6 protein-coding genes are annotated in these 4,760 nt (G+C 72.0%); 5 read left to right on the top strand and 1 reads right to left on the bottom strand.

Annotated elements, in window-relative coordinates; all coding sequences use genetic code 11:
* Window positions 1-160 precede the first annotated feature (160 nt).
* Window positions 161-637, top strand: a complete 477-nt coding sequence (locus AB0C29_RS34145; protein WP_360829119.1) for a methyl-accepting chemotaxis protein — start codon at window positions 161-163, stop codon at window positions 635-637.
* Window positions 638-640: 3 nt separating this feature from the next.
* Here the strand turns inward: AB0C29_RS34145 and AB0C29_RS34140 are convergent, their stop codons facing one another.
* Window positions 641-1,573 carry an aldo/keto reductase gene (locus AB0C29_RS34140; protein ID WP_360829116.1) on the bottom strand — a complete coding sequence of 311 codons (933 nt, stop codon included), beginning with the start codon at window positions 1,571-1,573 and terminating at the stop codon, window positions 641-643.
* A gap of 52 nt (window positions 1,574-1,625) precedes the next feature.
* Between AB0C29_RS34140 and AB0C29_RS34135 the strand changes: the two genes are divergently transcribed.
* The 4 genes from AB0C29_RS34135 to kynU are packed head-to-tail and all read left to right on the top strand — an operon-like array spanning window position 1,626 to window position 4,580.
* A complete protein-coding gene (locus AB0C29_RS34135) occupies window positions 1,626-2,000 on the top strand; it encodes a MerR family transcriptional regulator (protein ID WP_360829113.1) in 375 nt (124 codons plus the stop codon).
* 4 nt (window positions 2,001-2,004) lie between these two features.
* Window positions 2,005-2,451 (top strand): YchJ family metal-binding protein, encoded by a 447-nt coding sequence (locus tag AB0C29_RS34130; protein ID WP_360829111.1) that lies wholly within the window; start codon window positions 2,005-2,007, stop codon window positions 2,449-2,451.
* Window positions 2,452-2,496: 45 nt separating this feature from the next.
* The gene (gene kynA / locus AB0C29_RS34125; RefSeq protein ID WP_360829108.1) at window positions 2,497-3,354 is read left to right on the top strand and encodes a tryptophan 2,3-dioxygenase; all 858 of its coding nucleotides are present in this window, start codon (window positions 2,497-2,499) and stop codon (window positions 3,352-3,354) included.
* Window positions 3,351-4,580, top strand: a complete 1,230-nt coding sequence (gene kynU, locus AB0C29_RS34120) for a kynureninase (RefSeq protein WP_360829105.1) — start codon at window positions 3,351-3,353, stop codon at window positions 4,578-4,580. The genes kynA and kynU overlap by 4 nt, the downstream gene beginning before the upstream one ends.
* Window positions 4,581-4,760: the final 180 nt, after the last annotated feature.

Raw genomic sequence — 4,760 nt, 5'->3', positions numbered from 1 at the left:
CCGGTGACCCGGTCGCGGGCGGCACGGCGGCTCGCCGACGACCCCGACCCCCGGCTGGCGGCGCGCGGCCGGGCCGACGCGACCCGATAGCGGGAATTCGCCGCGAACGGCAACCGCGGGGTGCGATGTTGGAGGTAGGGCCGGCGAGGGGTGGAACGCGATGACGGACTGGCAGAGCGGTGCGGAATACCCGGACAGCACCGCGCCCGGCTCCGCGCATCGGCTGGCCGACGTCAGCAGCGACATGGCCACGGCGACCCGGTCGGCGGTCCGCGCGGCACAGACCGCCGTCGAGGTGATCCAGCGGCTGGAGGCCAGCAGCACCGAGATCGGCAAGGTCGTCGAGCTCATCGCCACCATCGCCAAGCAGACCAACCTGCTCGCCCTGAACGCCACCATCGAGGCGGCCCGGGCGGGCGAGGCCGGCCGGGGCTTCGCCGTGGTCGCCAGCGAGGTCAAGGACCTGGCCAACGAGACCGCGGTGGCCACCAGCGAGATCGGCGGGCAGGTCGGCGGCATCCGCAGCGACACCCGCAACGCCGTCTCGGCGATCGAGGAGATGCGCGGCCTGATCGAGGAGCTGGACCGCTGCCAGCAGGTGATCAGCGCGATCGTGCTGGACCAGCCGGGCCGCTGAGCCTCAGGCGGCCCGGTCGAGCCGGTCGCGCTGGGCGGCGTCCAGCTTGATCTCGTACGCGTCCAGCGCCTCGTCGAGCCGTTCCACCGTGGTGGCCCCCACGATCGGCCACCCACCGGGACTGCCGCCCAGCAGCCAGGACAGCACCACCTGGTGGCGGCTGGCACCGAGCTCGGCGGCGACGGCATCCAGCTCGGCCAGCCGACGCGTTGTGCCACGGTGCTCGTACGCCTCGTCGAGCCGCTCGGGCAGCACGTAACCCCCGTTCAGCAACGCCGTGTACGCCCACAGCACCACATCCTCGTTGTCCCGCACGAAGTCCAGCACCTCATCGGTCACCACCCGGTGCGCCGACGCGGGCAACGCCGCCCCCGGCCGCGGCCGCAGGTACGAGTGCCGCAACTGCAGAGCGGTCCAGCCCGCGATACCCTGCGCGGCGGCCAGCTGCCGGCCCCGCTCGACCCGCCACGCCGGGTGGTTCGACGCGCCCAGCCGCCCCACCACGCCCCGCGTCACCAGCTCACCGAACGCGGTCACCGTCTCGTCCAGCGGCACCGACCGGTCCTCGATGTGCGCCCAGAGCAGGTCGAGGTGCTCGATGCCCAGCCGGGCCAGGCTCTGCTCGGTGGCCCGGCGGATCACCGGTGCGGACAGGCCCTCGGCCGACGGGAAGCCGATGGCGGGGTCGGTGGGCTGCGCGCCGAGCTTGGTGCTGATCCGTACCCGGTCCCGCATTCCGGGCCGCGCGGCCAGCCAGCGGCCGACGACCTGTTCGCTCTGTCCGCCGAGTCCGCTCTCGTGCAGCCAGAAGGAGTAGTTGTTCGCGGTGTCGATCCACCGCCCGCCGCGCTCGGTGAAGTGGTCCAGCAGGGCGAAGGACTCACGCTCGCCGATCCGCGTGCCGAACAGCATGGCCCCCAAGACGATTTCGCTCATGGCGGCACGGTGCCACCTGGAGCGCGCTCCAGATCAAGGGCAGAATCGAGGGATGCCGACCTACTCGCCGGGTGAGATCGCCGACAAGACCGGTTTCAGCCTCGACACCCTGCGCTACTACGAACGGATCGGGCTGCTCGACGACATCGCCCGTACCCCCGGCGGGCAGCGGGTCTTCGACGACGACGACATCGCCTGGCTGGGCATCCTGCGCTGCCTGCGCGACACCGGCATGCCGATCGCCCAGATGCGCCGCTACGCCGACCTGACCCGCGACGAACGCACCATGCGGGAACGGGTGGAGCTGCTCGAGGAGCACGACCGTGAGATCGGGCGGCGCCTGGCCGAGCTGGCCGAGCAGCGTGAGCACATCCGCGGGAAGATCCGCTACTACCGGTCGCTCGACACCGCGGGTGAGCAAGAATGAGGGCATGGCCCGACGCGCATCCCGCCGCACCACGACGCTGACCGGCTTCGACGACGCGAAGCCCTGCCCGTGCGGGCTCGGTCAGCCGTACGGTGAGTGCTGCGGCCCGGCGCACCGGGGCCATGCCGCGGCCACCGCGGAGGGGCTGATGCGCTCGCGCTACGCCGCCTTCGTGCTGGACGACGCGGCGTACGTGCTGCGGTCCTGGCACCCGGACACCCGGCCGGCGGACGTCGAGCCGGACCCGGGCCTGCGCTGGACCGGCCTCGACGTGCTGGGCACCAGCCGCGGCGGGCTCTTCGACGCCGAGGGCGTGGTGGAGTTCCGGGCCCACTACCGCGACGCGGGCCGGCCTGGGGAGATGCACGAGCGCAGCCGCTTCGTGCGGCACGACGGTCAGTGGGTGTACTGGGGTCCGATCCTTACCGACGGGCCTCTCGCCAACATCTGACGGGTGTGATCTCCTTCAGGTGAATCATCTGAGGAGGGCAGGCACGTGTCGTCGAATCAACGGCCCCTGGAGGCCGGTATCGTCCGCGACTTCAAGGTCAACATGTCGTACGGGCGGTATCTGCGGCTCGACCAGGTCCTCTCGGCGCAGCACCCGGTCAGCGTCCCGGAGCACCACGACGAGCTGCTGTTCATCCTGCAGCACCAGACGTCGGAGCTCTGGCTCAAGCTGATCCTGCACGAGCTGCGCGCCGTGCAGCGCAAGCTCGCCGCCGACGACCTGCGGCCCGCGCTCAAGGGCCTGGCCCGGGTCAAGCACATCCAGCGCTGCCTCACCGAGCAGTGGTCGGTGCTGGCCACCCTCACCCCGTCGGAGTACGCCGAGTTCCGCAGCTTCCTGGGCACGTCGTCGGGCTTCCAGTCGTACCAGTACCGCGCGGTCGAGTTCCTGCTCGGCAACAAGGATCGCCGGATGCTCACGATCTTCGACGACGACCCGGCGGCGCAGGAGCTGCTGCTGGGCGCGCTGGAGGCGCCGACCGTCTACGACGAGTTCCTGCGCTACCTGGCCCGGCATGGCCACGACGTCCCGGTCGCGCTGCTGGAACGGGACGTGACCGAGGGATACCGGTACCACGAGGAGCTCGTCCCGGTCTTCACCAAGATCTACGAGAACGCGGACGCCAACTGGGAGGCGTACGAGGCCTGCGAGGAGTTCGTCGACCTGGAGGAGAACTTCCAGCTCTGGCGCTTCCGCCACCTCAAGACCGTGGAACGCACGATCGGCTTCAAGGCCGGCACCGGCGGCTCCAGCGGCGTCAACTTCCTGCGCAAGGCCCTGGATCTGACCTTCTTCCCGGAGCTGTACGCGGTCCGGACCGAGATCGGCGTGGAGGGCGCGTGAGCGACGACCTGCTGGCCCGGGCCGAGGCCCTCGACGCCGCCGACCCGCTGGCCCACCTGCGCGAGCGTTTCCTGACCCCGGACGGCTTCGACGTCGTCTCGTACCTGGACGGCAACTCGCTCGGCCGGCCGCTGCGGGCCACCGCCCAGCTGCTCGACGAGTTCGTCCGCGAGCAGTGGGCCGGCCGGCTCATCCGCGGCTGGACGGACGGCTGGCTGGAGTGGCCGCTGCAGCTCGGCGACCGGCTCGGCGCGGTCGCGCTCGGTGCCGCCGCCGGCCAGGTCGTGGTGGCCGACTCCACGACGGTGCTGCTCTACAAGCTGTCCCGCGCGGCGGTCGACGCCCGCCCCGGCCGGCGCAAGATCGTGCTGGACACCGACAACTTCCCCACCGACCGGTACGTGCTGGAGGGCATCGCCGCCGAGCGCGGCCTGAGCCTGGTGTGGATCGAGACGGACCCGGCCACCGGTATCACGCCGGCCCAGGTCGCCGAGGTGGTCGACGAGGACACCGCGCTGGTGCTGTTCAGCCACGTCGCGTACCGGTCGGGCTGGCTCGCCGACGCCGCGGAGATCAACCGGATCGCGCACGCGGCGGGCACCCTGACGCTGTGGGACCTGAGCCACTCGGTCGGCTCGGTGCCGGTGCGCCTCGACGAGTGGGGTGCGGACCTGGCCGTCGGCTGCACCTACAAGTACCTCAACGGCGGCCCGGGCGCGCCCGCCTTCGGCTACCTGCGCCGCGAGCTGCAGGGCGAGCTGCGGCAGCCGATCCAGGGCTGGATGGGCCACCGGGCGGCGTTCGAGATGGGCCCGGGCCACGAACCGGCCGAAGGGGTACGGGCGCTGCTCAGCGGCACGCCGCCGATCCTGGCCATGGTCCCGCTGCACGCCAACCTCGACATGCTGGCCGAGGCCGGCATCGAAGCCGTACGGGCCAAGTCCGTGCTGCTCACCGGCTATGCGCTGGAGCTGGCCGACCAATGGCTGGCGCCGCTGGGTGTCGAGGTGGTCAGCCCTCGGGAGCCATCGTCGCGCGGCGGTCACGTGACGCTGCGCCGCCCGGGCTTCGAGCAGCTGCTGGAAAGCCTCTGGGACAACGGCGTCATCCCGGACTACCGGCGGCCGGACGGCATCCGGATCGGGCCGGCCCCGCTGAGCACGAGCTTCGCCGAGGTGCACCGGGGGTTGGCTGTGCTGCGCACCCTGCTCGAGAAACAGTCGTGAGCCCGGCGGGCCCGGACTGGCTGCTGCCGGACTCGTTGTGGTGGGACGGCCGGCTGCGGACCGGGGTGGCACTGAGCCCGGCCCGGCCGGTCACGCAGGCCGGCTCGGCTGTTGGGCCCGGTTCGGCGGCTGGGGCTGGTTCGGCGGCTGGGGCTGGTTCGGCCGCTGGGGCCGGTTCGG

The sequence above is a fragment of the Actinoplanes sp. NPDC048791 genome, assembly GCF_040650095.1.
In the GTDB taxonomy this organism is placed as follows: domain Bacteria; phylum Actinomycetota; class Actinomycetes; order Mycobacteriales; family Micromonosporaceae; genus Actinoplanes.
The sequence above is the reverse complement of the archived record's forward strand: the minus strand, read 5'-3'. Positions and strand labels throughout refer to the sequence as shown.

Excerpts from the sequence above, each read along its gene's own strand:
- AB0C29_RS34140 (WP_360829116.1), bottom strand. The coding sequence starts at position 1,573 with ATGAGCGAAATCGTCTTGGGGGCCATGCTGTTCGGCACGCGGATCGGC.
- AB0C29_RS34130 (WP_360829111.1), top strand. The coding sequence starts at position 2,005 with ATGGCCCGACGCGCATCCCGCCGCACCACGACGCTGACCGGCTTCGAC.
- AB0C29_RS34135 (WP_360829113.1), top strand. The coding sequence starts at position 1,626 with ATGCCGACCTACTCGCCGGGTGAGATCGCCGACAAGACCGGTTTCAGC.
- AB0C29_RS34145 (WP_360829119.1), top strand. The coding sequence starts at position 161 with ATGACGGACTGGCAGAGCGGTGCGGAATACCCGGACAGCACCGCGCCC.